This is a genomic window from Hymenobacter lapidarius (assembly GCF_001816145.1).
In the GTDB taxonomy this organism is placed as follows: domain Bacteria; phylum Bacteroidota; class Bacteroidia; order Cytophagales; family Hymenobacteraceae; genus Hymenobacter; species Hymenobacter lapidarius.
Genome location: NZ_MDZB01000107.1, coordinates 17,720 through 33,602, shown reverse-complemented (window position 1 = coordinate 33,602; position 15,883 = coordinate 17,720). Strand labels below are relative to the sequence as shown.

The window sequence follows — 15,883 nt, the reverse complement described above, 5'->3', positions numbered from 1 at the left end:
CCAGTGGCGCGCCCACGGGGCGTCCGACTGGTGCGCCCGGCGCGTCCGGCACTCGCCCAGCCGGTGCGCCCGGTGCGCCTGCCGGCATGGCTCCGGCCGCCCGGCCCGGCACCCAACCCCTGACCACGCCCACCGACAGCACCACCACGGACTCGACCAAAACCCTGCCGGCTACGGTACCGGGCACTGTGCCCGCGCGACCCCAGCCCACCCGTGCAGCCGGCAACCCCAACGGGCCAGCCGACTCCCACCACGCCGGTTGCCCCGCCCGCGAACCCCATCAACACCCCGGCCAACGCGCCGTCGCCCGGCACGACTACGCCCGGCGGCATCACGCCGGCCGGCAGCACCGGCGGCCGGCCCTAGCCAGCGCCGTCACCAAAAAAAGAACGTCATGCCCGCATCGCGAAGCATGACGTTCTTTTTTCTTGTCGTCCCGGCTGCTTTAAGCACTTGTGCGAGTGTAGGTGCGCATGGAATTTCCGTAAAGAATTGTAGGACATCCATAAGCTTGTGGCTGGTCGCTTAAAGCTTCGGTCTGACTACTTAGCGGCCGGCCACGCCCTACTTTTGCCCAGCGCCGTTTTCCCTTGCCATGCCCAATACGCCCCCTGATTTTTCCGAAAACGACGCAAATTTCCTGCAGCGCTTGAGCCCCTCGCGCCTCATCCTGCCCGTTGTTATCGGGCTGAGTGTAGTGGCATTTTTATTCTACCGCAGCTACAAGCCGGGCGAGCTGGCTCCGTTGCAAAACGCGCATTGGGGCTGGCTGCTGGTGGCCCTGCTGGTGCTGGCAGCCCGCGACCTGGGCTACATCTACCGCATCCGGCACATTGCCGAGGGGGCGCTGAGCTGGCGGCAATCCCTGGACGTTATCATGATTTGGGAGTTTGCCTCCTGCGTGCTGCCGTCGGGTCAGGGCGGCACGGCCGCCGCGCCTTTTATTTTGGAAAAGGAAGGTATTCCACTGGGCAAAGGCCTGGCATACATCATGGTTACGGCCCTGCTCGACAACCTGTACTACGTGCTGATGGTGCCGCTGGTGGTGCTCATTGCCGGGGCCGGGCTTTACCCGCACGAGGCGCTGGAAACCAACTTTGTGGCCACGCTGCGGATAGCATTTGGGGTGAGCTACGTGTTTGTGACGCTCTACGCGGGGCTGATGCTGTACGCCATTTTCGTAAACCCCCGCTCGGTGCGGCGGCTGCTGGTGCGGCTGTTTTCATTACCCATTCTCCGGCGCTGGCAGCGCAAGGCCTACAAGCACGGGCAGGAAATGGTGCTGGCCTCGGTGCAGCTGCGCGGCAACGGGCCGCGCTATTGGTGGCACGCCGCCGCAAGCACGGCTTTCGTCTGGACGGCCCGCTATGCCATCATCGGCTGCCTCATCGCGGCCTTCGTGCCGATGAGCGCCAGCACGTTCCTGTTCATTTTCGCCCGCAACATCACCTACAAAGTCATCCTGCTCATCGCCATTACGCCAGGCGGCGCGGGCATTGCCGAGGGGGCGTTTCCCACGTTTTTCGGCTCCTTCATCGGCACTGCCACCATGACCAGCTTCCTGGTGCTGCTCTACCGGGTGGTCACGTACTACCTGTACCTGGTGCTGGGCATGGTGTTTCTGCCGCGCTGGGTGGCGCGGGTGTTCGGCCAGCGGCCGGCCAAGGCAGTTACGGTGTAGCGGCCAGAAGGCGCCAGCACGGAACTCACGGCGCCTGTTGCCTGACCACAAAAAAAGCCCTGAACCGCAACGGTTCAGGGCTTTTCTACTTGTATAGAAGCTTACTTACTCGGCTTCCAGCATGAGGGCGGCGCCAGCTGCCGACTTCAGCGTGAGCTTGTCGTCGGTGAGGGTTTCCACGGCGAAGGTGTTGCTCGTGGCCGAGCCGTCGGGCGTCATGGTGATGGATTTGCCGGCCTGGTCAAACGTGTACTTCCCGGAGACCGCGCCGTTGGCACCGGTCATGTTGTAGGTACCGTTGGCAAAAATGCGCAACTCCTCATTTTTCTGAGCGCTGCTTTGCTTCACTTTGTCGCCGGTGGCATCGGTTTCTTTAGCAGTTTTCCATACCTTGCTGTCAGTACCATACAGCATATTCACGCCTTCTACCTTGCCTTTGTCGCTACCGCAGGCAGTAGCGAAAAGCGTGAGCAGAAGCAGAAGACTGGCAACGTAGCGGAGCGAAAAAAGGGACTGGGTTTTCATTGGGACAAGGTTTTGGTGAAAGAGTGATAATTAGATGGGCCCGGCAGCGCGGGCTCGTCGGCTTACGGCTCAGACGGAAAAGAGTTTAACACGAAACCCCCCATACACTTGCCCGTATATGTGCCCAGCTAACCTGAACGCAGGCTGGCTGCCTACTTTTTTTTCATTTAATTGAACCAACTCATGGGACTTCTTGATTTTCTCAGCGACAAAGGCGAGCAAAAGCCAGTAGAGCCCGCGGCCAAGCCAGCTGCTGGTGGCACTGATTTTTTTGGCAACAGCAATCCAGCTGCTACCGGAGAAACGTACACCGTAGTGAGCGGCGACTCTCTCTCGAAAATTGCCAAAAAACAGTACGGCGACGCCGCCAAATGGCACCAGATATACGAGGCCAACAAGGCCATCATCGGCAGCAACCCTGACCACATTGAAGTGGGCCAGGTGTTGACCATACCTAGTCTCTAGGTACTTTTTTGCAGAAAAAAGGTGAGAAAAGCCACTCTGTTTCAGGGTGGCTTTTTTGTGTTCAACGGGGTTTTGATATAAGAAATAAAGAACGTCATGCTGAGCGTAGCCGAAGCATCTCTACCGCGTAACTAATCTGATTTAGTGCTGCAGTAGAGATGCTTCGACAAGCTCAGCATGACGTTCTTTTTTAACTGCTATAACCAATTCAGCAAATTTATCTTGACGGCTTTGCTTGCCTGCTAAAAAAATTTGCGCTTACATTTGCCTCACCAAGAGGTACTCCCCCGCTCGCGGCGGGGCAGTTTCAAGTTTTATACAGAAGCGGCGAGAGACTAGGCTCCCTGACCCGCTGGCAACCTTCGACCGCGCGAAAGGTGCCAATTCCTACCCACCACCGGCGCAATCCGGGGCGGGGAATATGAATCGAGTGCTATGGAAAACCTCCCCGCTTCCGCTTTTTTCGCCCCGAATACTCCGGCTTTTTTATACGTCGCAGGTTCGGTTTTTTGCATTTCTGTGGCCCCCGGTATTGCACCGAGCCCGACGCGAATGCGAATGTGTTGTTGGCGCCCGTGCTGTTGCTAAGCTGATTTCGGCTTAAGCAAATCCTCTCCTGTTTCTGGACTTTTTTGGTGGCCCATTTGTGCCCGCCGCGGGCCATTTCGGCGCTCAGCGGCCGGTGTTGGACCACGCCTTCAGCACGGGCTATTGGGGGTTTCGTTGCGCTTAAAACTGTCTTTTCAGGCTGTGAAGCGCTTTTTCAATTCATTTTCCTGGTTTTTTCAAACGTTAAACATACCCCCATTATGTCTGCTTCGCCCTTGCACTTCGACACCCTCCAACTTCACGCCGGCCAGCAACCCGACCCCACCACCGGGGCCCGCGCCGTGCCGCTGTTCCAAACCACGTCCTACGTCTTCAAAAACGCCGAACACGGTGCCAATCTGTTTGCCCTGAAGGAGTTCGGCAACATCTATACCCGCCTGATGAACCCCACCACCGACGTGTTTGAGCAGCGCGTGGCGGCCCTGGAAGGGGGCGTGGCCGCGCTGGCCACGGGCTCGGGGCAGGCGGCCCAATTCATTGCCCTCAACAACATCCTGCAGGCCGGCGACAACTTCGTGAGCTCGGCCTACCTCTACGGCGGCACCTACAACCAGTTTAAGGTGGCGTTCAAGCGGTTGGGCATTGAAGTGCGCTTCGCCGATGGCGACAATCCGGCCAGCTTTGAGGCGCTGATTGACGAGCACACCAAGGCCATTTACCTGGAAACCATTGGCAACCCCAGCTATAGCATTCCCGATTTTGAGGCCATTGCGGCCATTGCCAACCGGCACGACTTGCCGCTGGTGGTGGACAACACGTTTGGGGCGGGCGGCTACCTGTTCCGACCCCTGGAGCACGGCGCCCACATCGTGGTGGAGTCGGCCACGAAGTGGATTGGCGGGCACGGCACCAGCGTGGGCGGCGTGATAGTGGACGGCGGCACCTACGATTTTGGCAACGGCAAATTCCCGCAGTTTACCGAGCCCAGCGAAGGCTACCACGGCCTGATTTTCAACGACGTATTCGGCAAAGGTGGGCCATTCGGCAACATTGCATTCATCATTCGAGCCCGGGTAGAAGGGCTACGCGACTTTGGACCGGCCATCAGCCCGTTCAACTCCTGGCAGCTGCTCATCGGCCTCGAAACCCTGAGCCTGCGCGTGGACCGCACCGTGGAAAACGCCCTGCGCATCGCCACCTGGCTGGAGCAGCACCCCCAGGTAGCGAGCGTGAGCTACCCCGGCCTGGCCAGCAGTCCCTACCACGGCCTGGCCCGGAAATACCTGAAACGCGGCTTCGGCGGCGTGCTTAGCTTCCGCCTGAAGGGCAGTAAGGAAACGGCCACGCAGTTTATAGATAACCTGAAGCTCATCAGCCACCTGGCCAACGTGGGTGACGCTAAAACGCTCATCATTCAGCCCTCGGCCACCACGCACCAGCAGCTGAGCGAAGCCGAGCAGCTGGCCGCCGGTGTCACGCCAACTTCGTTGCGGCTCTCGGTGGGCATCGAGCACTTTGACGACATTAAAGCCGACTTGGAGCTAGCATTTTCTGCCGTTGGCAACACGGCTTCGCTGCCGGCAGAAGGCACGGGGGTAAGCGAGCCGGAGCTGGAGCACGCGCAGCCGCTAGAGGTGTAGGTAAAATTTAGCCCGCAGAAGTCGCAGAAGCTTGCGCAGAGGACGCTGAACGTTCTGCGGCTTCTGCGCAAGCTTCTGCGGCTTCTGCGGCTTCTGCGGGCTAAAAATAAAAGAACAACGATGAAGAACCAATTCTTTCATCTCCCCGACCTCGAACTGGAAAGCGGCGGAACCTTGGCCGGTGCCCGCGTAGCTTACCAAACCTGGGGACAGCTCAACGAAAACCGCGACAACGTGGTGTGGGTGTGCCACGCCCTCACAGCCAATGCCGACGTGCTGGACTGGTGGCCGGGCCTGGTGGGGCCCGGCTGCTATTTTGACCCGGCCGAGTGGTTTATTGTGTGTGCCAACGTGCTGGGCTCCTGCTACGGGAGCACCGGCCCGCTCGATGCCGACCCGGCCACGGGGCAGCCGCGCTACCAGCATTTCCCCCGTCTGACCATCCGCGATTTGGTGGCCGCACACGAGGCCCTGCGCCAGGAGCTGGAGCTGACGGACATCAACACGCTCATTGGCGGCTCGTTGGGCGGGCAGCAGGCGCTGGAATGGGCCGTACAGCGCCCGGCTTTGTTCGACCATCTGGTGGTGGTTGCCACCAATGCCCGGCATTCGGCCTGGGGCATTGCCTTCAACGAAGCCCAGCGGCTGGCCATTGAGGCCGACCCCACGTACGCGGCCGGCCGGCCCGGCGGGGGCGACGACGGCCTGCGCGCGGCCCGCGCCATGGCCCTGCTCAGCTACCGCAGCTACTCCGCCTACGCCGAAACCCAAACCGACCCCGACCATGAGCTGCCACTGGAGCACCGCGCCAGCGCCTACCAGCGCTACCAGGGCAATAAGCTGGTGGCCCGCTTCGACGCCTACAGCTACGTGGCCCTGAGCCGGGCCATGGACAGCCACCACCTGGGCCGCCACCGGGGCAGTGTGCCCGCCGCGTTGGCCCGCATTGGCGCCCGCACGCTGGTGCTGGGCATTACGTCCGATGTGCTATTCCCCGTGAGCGAGCAGCGGGAGCTGGCCAGCCACATCAAAGGCGCCATGTACGCCGAGCTGGACTCGCGCTACGGCCACGACGGCTTTTTGCTGGAAACAGCGGCCATCACGCACTTTCTGGAGCTGTTTTACGCGCCCACGTTCGCGCATTAGGGCACTTTGGAGAAGAGTAGCGCGAGGGAGTGCTTTTTTGAGTGAAAGCAGATTGCTTATTATTCAAAAAAACGCCCTTTAAACGCAGCAGAGCCATTCTTTTAGCACAAAGACAGCCCCGGTAGTACAACCTGATTTTTTTCAGCACAAAGCGCATTCTGGTAGTACAACCGGCCTTAAGTGGGTTGCTACCCTTTCTCCATTCCTGTTAACATCAGCACCTTTCTTATGAACCCTGAGAAACCACTCCTGCGCATCGGCATGATAGGTTTTGGCTGTGTGGGACAAGGGTTTTACGACATCCTGCAGCGGCAGCCCGGCCTGGGTCTGGCCGTGACGCGCATTGCCGTGAAGAACTCCACCAAACCCCGCTCGCTACCCGCCGAACGGTTCAGCTTTCACGCCGATGAGTTGCTGGCCGACCCGGAGCTGGACGTGCTGGTGGAGGTAATTGACGACGCCGACGAGGCCTTCCGGCTGGTGAGCAGCGCGCTGCGCCAGGGCCGGCGGGTGGTATCCGCCAACAAGGCCATGGTAGCCCGCCATCTGGCCGAATTGGTGGCGTTGCAGCGGCAATTCAGCGGCACGCTGCTCTACGAAGCGGCGGTGTGCGGCAGTATTCCCATCATCCGCACCCTCGACAGCTACTTCAGCCACGAGCCACTGCGTTCGGTGAGCGGCATTTTCAACGGCTCGTCGAACTACGTGCTGACGCGCATGAGCGAGGCGGGCTCCGGCTACGCCTCCGCTCTGGCCGAAGCGCAGGCCCTGGGTTTTGCCGAAACCGACCCTACGCTGGACATGGAGGGCTTGGACCCTCGCTCCAAAGCCGTGATTCTGGCGGCCCACGCCTACGGCGTATTCCTCAACCCCACCGACGTACTGAACCTAGGCATTGCGCGCATCAGCGCGGCCGATATTGCATTCGCAGCCACTCAGGGCCAGAAAATAAAGCTGGTGGCTGGCCTGTACCGGCTGCCCAATGGCCGCGTGACGGCGTTGGTATGCCCGCAATTTGTGGGCCCCGAGTCGCCGCTCTACGCCGTGGAGCACGAATTTAACGGCGTTGTGATTGAGGCTGAGTATGCGGGCACGCAGTTTTTGCGGGGGCGCGGGGCCGGCGGCCTTCCCACGGGTTCCGCCGTGCTGGCCGACGTGCTGGCGCTACAGCGCGGCTTCCGCTACGGCTACGCCAAGCAGCAGTCAGCTCGCGCCGAAACCCAGCTTCTGGAGGGGCTGGAAGTGGATATTTACGTGCGGCACGAGTCGGCCGCGGGTCTGCGCAAAGCCCTGGGCTGGCTCGCGCCATCCGCGCAGCGTGAAAACCCCAACACCAGCGGCACACAGGCCACCGGCACCGTTGGCCTCGAAGCCCTGTGGCGGTGCCGGGCTGCCCTGCGCGAGGCCGGAGTCTTTGTGGCCCGGCTCGACGAGGTCCGGCCCATCCCACAAGTCCCGGTTGAAGCCGAGGCAGCATATGTACTGGCTTAGAAATGAAGGATTTAATAGAAGCAGGGCCGCCGTTCTTACGAACAGCGGCCCTGCTTCTTTATCGGTTTGCTGGCGATACCGGCCTTACAGCTGTTCGGCCGGGCGGCACGCCGGCATCTTACCGCACCACCACGCGGCGCACCACCGGAACGCCGCCCACGGTGAGGTGCAGCTGGTACACGCCGGGCGTCAGGCCGCGCACGTCTATTTCGGCTTGAACGGACTGGCCGTTGGCCGAAAGTCGCTGTGTCCGCACCGTTTGGCCCAGCGCATTGGTCAGCCGGGCCGACAACGGGCCGTTGCGGCCTTCCAGCCGGGGCAACAGCACCGTGAAGCTACCCGAAGCCGGGTTGGGGTACACCTGCAGCTGCGCTGCCAGAACCTGGGCCGCACTGGTCGTGGCCAGGACCGACGACCTCAGCTCCAGCGTGAAGCGGTCCGGCGCGGTTAGGCTGGCCTGGGAAAAGCGGTACTGCGTACCGGCCGCCAGTAGCGTGCGCGTGCCGGCCACGGCATCAATCAAAACAATGCTGGTGCCGGCCGCGAAATTAGCCAGCTGCTCGGCGGCCAGCACGTAGGTTCCCACGCGGGGCACGGTTAGCGCCAGGGGAACCACCGCGGGCACCCCGATAACAGGCAGGCCGTTGATGGCCAACTCCTGACCTTCGGCCACCGAAGCCAGGTTCAGGCCGCTGGGGTTGGGCATCTTGTGGGCGTCGAAGCGCAGGTCGGCACCCGCGGTGGCGCCGGCTTCAAGGTAGAGGTAGGTTTCGTCGGAAGTGGCGGGTTGGGCCGCGTCGGTCACCGTAAGGCGGAGGCGGGGACGGGCATCGGCTGTGCCGCGCTGAACGGTTGCCGTGTTAGCCGCCGCAAAATCGGTAATCCGGGCGCTCACCGGGAAGGTCAGGGTGACAGGCGCGGGCACTAGGGAGCGAACAAAGAAGCCCTGCCCCAGCGGAATGGTAGCCGCGGCGGCCGGCCCTACCCCGTTCACATAGGCCCGGTACCGGCCTTCGTACTGGCTGGTGCTCACAAAGATGTACATGGCCGAGCTCATGCCGTTGGGCACCGGCACATTGTCCCAGTTCAGGGCGGAGGCGAAGGGGTTGCCCAGCAGGAACCAGCCGGCCTCGGGCGTGGCGATAGCAGCGAGCGTCACGGCAATGGCTTCGTTGTTGCGGGTGAGCGGGCCGGTGAAGCGCAGGGTTTGGTCGGCGGGCATGTTCACGGCGTAGCCACGGGTGCGCACCAGCGGCGTGGTGGTGGCACTGCCGCCCGTGGGCACGGCCCAGCCCTTATCAAAGAAGGAGTAGCTGGTGGCCGGCGAGGTCAGCACGCGCTGCTGCTCGTATTCAAACACCGTGGGAAAGGGCTGCACCAGGTCGGGCCGGGAGCTGGTGTTGTAAGCGGGATTCAGCACGGGCGTGAACGTGGCGGTGGCCAGGTCTACGGTGGTCGCATTGTCCAGGGGCGCCGCCAGGTGCCGGTAGCCCAGGCCCGCGTTCACGCTGGGGTCGAGGTAGCGCTGCACGGTGAGGGGCGCCGTCAGGGTCGCGGGGCCGGGCGCCACCAGGGCGGTGCCGGCCTTGCCCGAAAGCAGGGTCAGGGGGCCGTTGCTGTTGTTGAGCACCCCGCTGGTGGGCAGCAGGCGCTGGCTGATGCTCAGGGCGCCGGGGAGCACCACCGAGTTGGCGGCGGGCACGGTCACTTCCAGCTCGCGCACCTGGGCGGGCAGGCCGGAGCCGGCCGCCTGGTTGGTCACCCCTTCGTAGGCATAGCCGGCATCGGTGCTAAAGCTGCGGCTGCCGCCGTTGCGAATGGCCCCGGTGGCGCCGCTGGCCGCAATGCCGGCCGGGTCGCATATCCGCAGCGTGGCGCCGGGCTGCAGGTCAAAGTTGCCCGGGCCGTCCACCACGAAGCAGTTGGTTTTCAGCGAGCCCGGGGCTTGGCCAACCTGGCGGCGCACCACCAGCGTGCCGTATACTGTGATGTTGCCCGTGAGCACGGTTTCGCTGCTATTGATGGTAATGTCCTGATAATTACCCCCAGCGATGCTGGTGGGGGTATTGATGACCAGACTGGGAAACACGGCCCCGGTCACCGGCACCAGCAGCGGCCGCAGGAAGTCGCGGATGTCGCGAAACGCCGTTTCTGCCGCCTCCAGGCCCGCCGCGCTGGTGCTTTCGTACGGCACGTGGCCCGCGCCGGTCAGCGTGCGCAACAGATTGGGCACCCCCACCGTGGTGGCGTAGGGGTGCAGGCGGCCACTGCCAAACACGTACTTGGGCGGCAGCAGCGAGCCCACTTTGCCTTGCAGATAGGGCACCGTGGCATCAGCGGTGCCGTGCAGGCTGTAGAGGGGCGCATCGCCGGGCTCGATGAGGCTGGGCCGCTCGGTGGCGCCGCTCAGGTTGAGCACGGCCAGCACGGCGCTGGAAAAGCCGGGGTTGCCGCTTTCGCCCTCTATGCCGCCCAGGGCCGCCAGGCCAACATACTCCGGCACCTCGCTGGCTTTATCCAGGTACCCCACTTCCAGGGCCATGAACCCGCCCGCCGACGACCCGCCCACCACGATGCGGCTCGGGCTTACCCGGTAGGCATTGGCCGTGGCGGCGTCCCGGCGAAAAAAGCGCACTGCGGCGCGCATGTCCTGCATGCCCCGAATGGCGGCCCGGGCCACCTGCGGGGTATCGGCGGGCGCGTTGAAGCCCGTGACGGGGAAGCCCAGCCGGTAGTCGATGCTGGCCGTGACGTAGCCCAGCTTGGCAAACTGGGTGCACACCTTCACCATGTAGGCATCGGTGCGCGAGCCCACGAAAAAGCCGCCCTGGTGGGCGAAGATGATGACGGGCCGCTCGGCCGCTACGTCGCCAGTGGGCTGGTACACGTCCATGAGCAGCGTTTGGGGGACGCCAAAAGCCGTGACGGCCGAGCCGTAGGCGACGCCCGAGGTCACGGTCACGTTCGGGAAAATGGGCCGGTAGAACCGTCCCCCGGTGGTGTCGATGGGGGTTTGGGCGGCAGCCGTTTGCCAAAGGCGAAGCAGCAATAACCCAACAAAAAGTAGCGTAGCTTTCATAGCGTCTGAGTCAGTATAAATGTGGATATTAAACCTGAATGGTTGACGTGAAACCGGCACGGGCGGTTCGGGGTTGGGACCTGCCGGAATGCAGCTGCTCGGTTGCAGCGGCGCGGCTTCGAAGATACAGCTTCCGTTATTTGCAGCCGCTTTCCCCCGCTTCCCTATGCCCGTTCAGTTTCCTCCCGCCCTGCAGCCCGGCCAGCGCGTGGCCATCGTCAGCCCGGCCCGCAAAATCAGCGCCGCCGAGCTGGCCCCGGCCATTGCTACTCTCCAAAGCTGGGGCCTGGAGGTGGTGTTGGGCGAAACCATTGCCGGCGACCACCACCAATTTGCCGGCGACGACACCTTGCGCCGCCGCGACTTCCAGCAGCAGCTCGACGACCCCAGCATCCGGGCCATTCTCTGCGCCCGCGGCGGCTACGGCACCGCCCGCATCGTGGACGGCCTGGACTTTTCCCGCTTTTCCCGGCAGCCCAAATGGGTGGCCGGATTCTCCGACATCACCGTGCTCAACAGCCACTTGCTGGCCCTGGGCCACGCCAGCATCCACGGCGTCATGCCGGTGTTGTTTCATCAGGCCGGCGGCGAAGCGGCGCTGGAAAGCCTGCGTCGGGCCCTTTTCGGCGAAGCCTCCTTGCCCATTGCAGCCCCGGCGCACCCGCTCAACCGCCCCGGCACCGGCACCGGCGAACTGGTGGGCGGCAACCTGAGCCTGCTGCACACCATCACCGGCACGGCCTCACAGGCCAGCTTTGCGGGCCGCATTCTGTTCCTGGAAGACCTCGACGAGTACCTCTACCACATCGACAGGATGCTGCTGCACCTGCACCGCAGCGGGCAGCTGGCCGGGCTGGCCGGGCTGGTGGTGGGCCACTTCTCGCAGATGCGCGACAACACCATTCCCTTCGGCAGCGCCGCCGAGGAAACCATCAATTCCTACGCGCAGCTGTATGATTTCCCGGTGGGCTACGGCTTTCCCGTAGGGCACGAGGCCGATAACTTGGCCCTGGTGGTGGGCCAACGGGCGCGCCTGGTGGTGGGCACGGCCGGCGCGCAGCTCAGCGTTGCGTAGGGCCGCGGCTAAACCAGCAGAGGCGGCCGGCACCCGGAGCGTTCCCAAGTGTCGGCCGCCTCTCAAAGCGCGGTTGTAACCTGTTCTAATCCAGGTACAGCACCTGCAGCACCGTTTGCCCCACGGCTTTCAGCGTGTTGCGGTCAATGATTGCCATGTTGTCGGTGGTGGCGTGGTGGTAGTTGGGGAAGTACTGCTCGGGGTTGTTGGGCAGGTGGTCGATGATGTCGACCGTGGGAATGCCCGCCTGATTGGTGTACACGTGGTCGTCGGTGATGCCGGGCGAATCGTTGAACAGGAAATAATCGGTGTAGCCGAGCGTGGCGGCGGTGTTCCAGATTTTATCCACGGCAAAACGCGCTTTCTCCCGCGAGAGCTCCTCGCGGCTGAATTTGGCCCCACGGGCCCCCACCATGTCAAACAACACCCCAAATTCGGCCTTGTAGTTGGCCGGCAACAGGTGTTTGCTCCAGTACTGCGAACCCAGGCACCACGAGTCGCCGGCTCCGTCCAGCTGGTTTTTGAGGTCGGCCTGGGTGCCGGAGTCATAACCCCAGTCTTCGGCGTCGAAGAGAATGAAATCGACGCCCACGGTGGGCGCGAGGCTGTCGGGCTGCAGGCTGAGCACGCGGGCCATTTCCAGGGCCACGGCCACGGCGCTGGCCCCGTCGGAGGCACCGTCCATGGGGGCGTTTTTCTTAGTGGGGTCGTTGTCGGCGAAAGGGCGGGTGTCCCAGTGCGCGAAGATGGCCACCCGGCGGGCGGCCTGCGGCTGGAACTGCGCCACAATGTTGCGCGCCTTGATGATGGTGCCATCGAAGGTCATCGCCTCAAAGGGCTGCTCCATCACCTTCAGGCCATAGCCTTTGAACTTGGCTACCAGCCAGTCGCCCGTGGCCACGTGCGCCTTGGAATTGGGCACGCGCGGCCCAAAGGCCACCTGCTTCGCCGTGAAGGCATACGCCGAGTCGCCGCTGAAGACCGGGGCCTTGGGCAGCTTCACTTCGGCGGGCGGGGTGGTGTCCGCGGTTTCAGTGGTTTTCTTATCGGGGCAACCGGTGAGAACGAGCAGGCCCGCGAGGGCGGCCAGGGGAAGACGGAGGGAGCGAATTTTCATGAGAGAAGGGGGACGGCGCGGACGGTGAACCTCACGGGACCCCTATGGGGCAGGCCCCTCTCCAAAAGAGAGGGGAGCCTGACGATTGTGGCGATTTATTCTATCAAAGCAACGAATAACAACGGCAACTTATTCCTCGCTATAGGCCCACTCCACGCCGGCCTTGGTGTCTTTGATAACGATGCCCTGGCCTTTGAGCGCGGCCCGAATCACATCCACTTTATCGTAGGCTTTGTCGGCTTTGGCCTCGGCGTAGAAGCCGAGCGTGAGCTCCAGCAGCTGCTCAGCGTTGGCGCGGGGCTCGTCCTGCAGGCCCAGAATATCGGTTACGAGGGTCCGGTAGGCAGCCACGGCCTCCGTCAGCGCTGCCGCCGAAACATCGGCCAGGGCGGCTGGCGTGGTGGCCAAGGTATTGAACTTGCGTAGCAGATTGAAGAGGCTGGCAATGCTACGGGCGGTGTTCAGGTCGTCGTCGAGGCCGGTGTAGAGGTCGGCAGTGAGCTTGCGCAGGTCGGCGTCGCCGGGCAGGTCGGCGCCTTCGCTGGTAGCCACCAGCTTATCCAGCAGGCGCAGGCCGTTCATCAGCTTGCGATAGCCTTTGCGGGCGGCTTGCAGGGCGTCGTCGCTCACGTCCACCGGCGAGCGGTAGTGGGCCTGTAGCAAAAAGAAGCGCACCACCATGGGCGAATAGCCCTGCGCCAGCGGGCCGGTGGGGCCCTTGAACAGGTCGCCGAGCAGCACGAAGTTGCCCAGGCTTTTGCTCATCTTGGTGCCGTTCACGGTAATCATGTTGTTGTGCATCCACACCCGCGACTCGTCGGTGTGGGTGTCGCTGGCCTGGCATTGCGCAATTTCGCACTCGTGGTGCGGGAACATGAGGTCCAGCCCGCCGCCGTGGATGTCGGAGAGGTCGCCGAGGTACTTGCGGCTCATGGCCGAGCACTCCAAGTGCCAGCCGGGGAAGCCTTCGCCCCAGGGCGAGGGCCAGCGCATAATGTGCTCGGGCGAGGCCTTTTTCCAGAGAGCAAAATCCAGGGGGCTGCGCTTTTCGTCCTGGCCGGCCAGGGTGTCGCGGGTACCGCCCAGCTGGTCCTCAATGCTGCGGTTCGAGAGCTTCCCGTAGCGGTGGGCCTCGTTGTACTTGGGCACGTCGAAATACACCGAGCCGTTGACCTCGTAGCCGAAGCCGTTGGCGATGATTTCTTCAATCATGCCGATTTGCTCGGTGATGTGGCCGCTGGCCTGGGGCTCGATGTCGGGCGGCAGGCAGCCCAGGGCCATCATGTGCTGGCGGTAGCGGTTGGCGAAGTGCTGGGCCACCTGCATGGGCTCGATGCGGGCGGCGCGGGCGGCCTTTTCCATCTTGTCCTCGCCGGTATCGGCGTCGCTTTCCAGATGGCCCACGTCGGTGATGTTGCGCACGTAGCGCACCTGGTACTTCAGGTGGCGCAGGTAGCGCGTGAGCACGTCGAACACCACCGGCCCGCGGGCGTTGCCGAGGTGAGCCTCGCTATACACGGTGGGGCCGCACAGGTACACGCCCACCTGGGGCGCGTGTACGGGCTGGAATTCTTCTTTTTTACGGGTAAGCGTGTTGTAAAGCGAGAGCGACATGGCGCAAAGGTAGCGGGGGGGAAACTCCCCTCCTTATGTAAGGAGGGGATGTTCGAGCCAACGGCTCGGACGGGGGTGGTTGAATCGTTGCACGAAAGCTGAACGAAGCTTTTACGAGCCGCACAACGCCAATCTACTACCCCACCTTCAGCTCCGCTGAAATATCCGTTCTTAGCTACGCTGACCTCCGATTGTTCAACGGCGAAGCTGATACAGCGCTTCCAATGGAAAATGGTCGCTCCAGTTTATCTCCCGGTGCACGCGGCAGCCCAGCACCTCCCACTGGGGGCCGGCAAACTGCTGGTCGATGCGCAGGGCGGGCAGCTTGCCATTGTACGTGGCGCCAATGCCGGTGCCCACGGTGGCCCAGGCGTTTTGCAGGCCATCGGCCAGCTGGTCGTAGGCGTAGGAATAGGGCAGGTCGTTGAGGTCGCCGGTCAGCAGCACGGGGTAGGGCGAACGGGCAATGTGAGCCAGCACGGTATCAACCTGCGCGCCGCGGGCCACGGCCCCGTTGCGGAAGCGCCGCAGCAGGTTGGGCGCTTTGGCGCGCATGCCGGCCTGGCTTCCGGTAGCCGTGGCGATGTCGGCCTCGGCCATGCTCATGCTTTGCAGATGCAGATTATAAACCCGAATGGTATCGGGGCGGCCGCGGCCGGTACGGCCGGCCGGCCGGGCCAGGTCGGCCCACATGGCGTGGTTTTGGGTGAGGCGGCCGAAGGCAATGGTGCCGCGCCGCACGATGGGAAAGCGCGCGAAAATGGCCATGCCAAACTCGGCCCCGATGGCGTTGGTCAGGGAAACGGAAATGAACGAGCGGCGCCCGCTAACGCGGCCCAGCCGGTCGTCGGTGCGGAACACGTCGCCCACTTCGCGGGAGCCGCGGGGTTCGTTGTAGTATTCCTGCAGGCAGAGCACGTCGGCCGGGCTTTCGGCCAGCCAGCGGATGTAGCCCTTGGAAGACGCAAAATCCGGGTCGCGCAGCTGCGCATACACGTTGAAGATGCGGCAGTTGGCCGAAAGCACCGAGACATTGGCCGGGGATGCAGGTGCCAGGAAGGGCGAGCGGAGCGTCTGGCCATTGGGCAGCTCCTGCGTTTTCACCTCCACTTTGCTGTTGAGATAGGAAGGGTGCAGGGGCAGGCCGCGCTGCACGTGGGGCCACGTAAGCACCAAGGCCACAATGGGCAGCACCGCCACCCGCCAGTTGCGCCGCAGCCAGTACAGCGCCAGCAGCACCGTGAGGACCAGGGCTACCGGCGTGGTAAGGGCCCCAAACACCACCGGCCAAAAAACCTTGGCGGGCACCTGCTGACAGGCAATGGCCAGCAGGAGCCACAACAGGGTAAGCAGCGTGATTTTGAAAGCAAAAGAGCGGCGCACGGTATTATAAACGGGGCCGCAAAGGTAGCGGCACTGAAGGGAGCCCGCGAGGCAACAGAAGTTTATTTATCTTTATCGACTTGGATTGCGCCCGGTTTTTAGGCGGTGGGCTTTGGCC

Annotated in this window: 11 protein-coding genes, 1 pseudogene and 1 riboswitch; of the genes and pseudogenes, 7 read left to right on the top strand and 5 right to left on the bottom strand. The window is 63.1% G+C overall.

All coding sequences use genetic code 11. The annotated features are described in order from the left end of the window. Positions 1 to 416: pseudogene (locus tag BEN47_RS20950) on the top strand (hypothetical protein); the annotation flags it as partial. Positions 417 to 595: 179 nt separating this feature from the next. Then, on the top strand, positions 596 to 1,681 hold the full coding sequence (locus BEN47_RS11035; RefSeq protein ID WP_070728473.1) for a lysylphosphatidylglycerol synthase transmembrane domain-containing protein: 1,086 nt from the start codon (positions 596 to 598) through the stop codon (positions 1,679 to 1,681). Between the two features lie 105 nt (positions 1,682 to 1,786). Here the strand turns inward: BEN47_RS11035 and BEN47_RS11030 are convergent, their stop codons facing one another. Then, on the bottom strand, positions 1,787 to 2,206 hold the full coding sequence (locus BEN47_RS11030; protein ID WP_070728472.1) for a hypothetical protein: 420 nt from the start codon (positions 2,204 to 2,206) through the stop codon (positions 1,787 to 1,789). A gap of 183 nt (positions 2,207 to 2,389) precedes the next feature. On the opposite strand from BEN47_RS11030, the gene BEN47_RS11025 reads away from it, so the two are divergent. The 4 genes from BEN47_RS11025 to BEN47_RS11010 all read left to right on the top strand — a co-directional run bounded on the left by BEN47_RS11025 (position 2,390) and on the right by BEN47_RS11010 (position 7,497). After that, positions 2,390 to 2,671, top strand: a complete 282-nt coding sequence (locus tag BEN47_RS11025; protein WP_070728470.1) for a LysM peptidoglycan-binding domain-containing protein — start codon at positions 2,390 to 2,392, stop codon at positions 2,669 to 2,671. Between the two features lie 311 nt (positions 2,672 to 2,982). After that, positions 2,983 to 3,099, top strand: a riboswitch (SAM riboswitch). A 381-nt stretch (positions 3,100 to 3,480) separates the two neighbouring features. After that, positions 3,481 to 4,860 carry an O-acetylhomoserine aminocarboxypropyltransferase/cysteine synthase family protein gene (locus BEN47_RS11020; protein WP_070728468.1) on the top strand — a complete coding sequence of 460 codons (1,380 nt, stop codon included), beginning with the start codon at positions 3,481 to 3,483 and terminating at the stop codon, positions 4,858 to 4,860. Between the two features lie 120 nt (positions 4,861 to 4,980). Then, complete coding sequence (gene metX, locus BEN47_RS11015) at positions 4,981 to 6,006, top strand: homoserine O-acetyltransferase MetX (protein WP_070728466.1); 1,026 nt, start codon at positions 4,981 to 4,983, stop codon at positions 6,004 to 6,006. A 228-nt stretch (positions 6,007 to 6,234) separates the two neighbouring features. Next, positions 6,235 to 7,497, top strand: coding sequence for a homoserine dehydrogenase (locus tag BEN47_RS11010; RefSeq protein WP_070728464.1), 1,263 nt, complete (start codon positions 6,235 to 6,237; stop codon positions 7,495 to 7,497). Between the two features lie 118 nt (positions 7,498 to 7,615). Here BEN47_RS11010 and BEN47_RS11005 read toward each other — a convergent pair whose 3' ends face one another. Then, positions 7,616 to 10,546, bottom strand: a complete 2,931-nt coding sequence (locus tag BEN47_RS11005; RefSeq protein WP_070728462.1) for a T9SS type A sorting domain-containing protein — start codon at positions 10,544 to 10,546, stop codon at positions 7,616 to 7,618. A gap of 196 nt (positions 10,547 to 10,742) precedes the next feature. Between BEN47_RS11005 and BEN47_RS11000 the strand changes: the two genes are divergently transcribed. Then, on the top strand, positions 10,743 to 11,651 hold the full coding sequence (locus BEN47_RS11000) for a S66 peptidase family protein (protein WP_070728460.1): 909 nt from the start codon (positions 10,743 to 10,745) through the stop codon (positions 11,649 to 11,651). Between the two features lie 85 nt (positions 11,652 to 11,736). Here BEN47_RS11000 and BEN47_RS10995 read toward each other — a convergent pair whose 3' ends face one another. The 3 genes from BEN47_RS10995 to BEN47_RS10985 form a co-directional block, all read right to left on the bottom strand. Then, positions 11,737 to 12,768: a M28 family peptidase gene (locus BEN47_RS10995; protein WP_070728458.1), complete on the bottom strand. Its 1,032-nt coding sequence runs from the start codon at positions 12,766 to 12,768 to the stop codon at positions 11,737 to 11,739. A 129-nt stretch (positions 12,769 to 12,897) separates the two neighbouring features. Beyond that, entirely contained in the window at positions 12,898 to 14,382 is a 1,485-nt protein-coding gene (gene cysS, locus BEN47_RS10990) for a cysteine--tRNA ligase (protein ID WP_070728456.1), read from the bottom strand. A 195-nt stretch (positions 14,383 to 14,577) separates the two neighbouring features. Beyond that, positions 14,578 to 15,765: an endonuclease/exonuclease/phosphatase family protein gene (locus BEN47_RS10985; RefSeq protein WP_070728454.1), complete on the bottom strand. Its 1,188-nt coding sequence runs from the start codon at positions 15,763 to 15,765 to the stop codon at positions 14,578 to 14,580. Positions 15,766 to 15,883: the final 118 nt, after the last annotated feature.

Excerpts from the sequence above, each read along its gene's own strand:
- BEN47_RS11035 (WP_070728473.1), top strand. The coding sequence starts at position 596 with ATGCCCAATACGCCCCCTGATTTTTCCGAAAACGACGCAAATTTCCTG.
- BEN47_RS11030 (WP_070728472.1), bottom strand. The coding sequence starts at position 2,206 with ATGAAAACCCAGTCCCTTTTTTCGCTCCGCTACGTTGCCAGTCTTCTG.
- metX (WP_070728466.1), top strand. The coding sequence starts at position 4,981 with ATGAAGAACCAATTCTTTCATCTCCCCGACCTCGAACTGGAAAGCGGC.
- BEN47_RS11020 (WP_070728468.1), top strand. The coding sequence starts at position 3,481 with ATGTCTGCTTCGCCCTTGCACTTCGACACCCTCCAACTTCACGCCGGC.
- BEN47_RS11025 (WP_070728470.1), top strand. The coding sequence starts at position 2,390 with ATGGGACTTCTTGATTTTCTCAGCGACAAAGGCGAGCAAAAGCCAGTA.
- BEN47_RS11000 (WP_070728460.1), top strand. The coding sequence starts at position 10,743 with ATGCCCGTTCAGTTTCCTCCCGCCCTGCAGCCCGGCCAGCGCGTGGCC.
- BEN47_RS10995 (WP_070728458.1), bottom strand. The coding sequence starts at position 12,768 with ATGAAAATTCGCTCCCTCCGTCTTCCCCTGGCCGCCCTCGCGGGCCTG.
- BEN47_RS11010 (WP_070728464.1), top strand. The coding sequence starts at position 6,235 with ATGAACCCTGAGAAACCACTCCTGCGCATCGGCATGATAGGTTTTGGC.
- cysS (WP_070728456.1), bottom strand. The coding sequence starts at position 14,382 with ATGTCGCTCTCGCTTTACAACACGCTTACCCGTAAAAAAGAAGAATTC.